Genomic DNA, 747 nt, shown 5'->3' with positions numbered 1-747 from the left:
CGTCGTTGTCCTGCCGGACACGGGCTTGCCGGCGAGCGAAGGGGCGACGGGAAAGAAGCGCGGCCGCAAGGCCTTGCCGGAAAACCTGCCGCGCGAGCGCGTCGAGTATGACCTTCCCGACGATCAGAAGGCTTGTCCTTGCTGCCGTCACCAGATGCATCGCATGGGCGAGGCCGTTACCGAGCAACTTCATATCGAGGTGAAGGCGAAGGTCCTGCAGAATGTGCGGTTCAAATATGCTTGCCGTCATTGCGACCGTACCGGCATCAACACGCCGGTCGTGACCGCGCCGATGCCCGCGCAACCCTTGCCGGGCAGCATCGCCACGGCCTCGACGCTGGCCTTCGCGCTCGTTCACAAATACGTCGACGGCACACCGCTCTACCGCCTGGCGCAGGCCTTCGAGCGCGCGGGCGTTCCTGTCAGCCGTGGCGCTCTGGGTCACTGGATGATCGGCTCGAGCGAAAAGCATCTCGCCCGCATCTATGACGTGCTGAAGCTGCGGCTCAGATCGCAGCCCCTCATCCATGGCGACGAGACCACGGTCCAGGTGCTGAAGGAAATGGACAGAGAGGCCACCAGCACCTCGTACATGTGGGCATACCGGAGCGGCCACGACAGTGACGAGCCGATCGTGCTGCTCGATTATCAGCCGGGTCGCGGCCAGATACACCCGCAGACCTTCTTGGGCGATTACCGCGGCATCGTGATGAGTGACGGTTATTCCGCCTGGCGCACGCTGGAAGG

Annotated in this window: 1 protein-coding gene; it reads left to right on the top strand. The window is 63.7% G+C overall.

Features of this window, described 5'->3' with window-relative positions:
• Positions 1-747 (top strand): IS66 family transposase (gene tnpC, locus NKJ81_RS32585; RefSeq protein ID WP_352542990.1); only part of this gene is annotated, 747 nt, incomplete at both ends.

The sequence above is a fragment of the Mesorhizobium sp. M0018 genome (assembly GCF_040323955.1).
Taxonomy (GTDB): Bacteria; Pseudomonadota; Alphaproteobacteria; order Rhizobiales; family Rhizobiaceae; genus Mesorhizobium.
The sequence above is the reverse complement of the archived record's forward strand: the minus strand, read 5'-3'. Positions and strand labels throughout refer to the sequence as shown.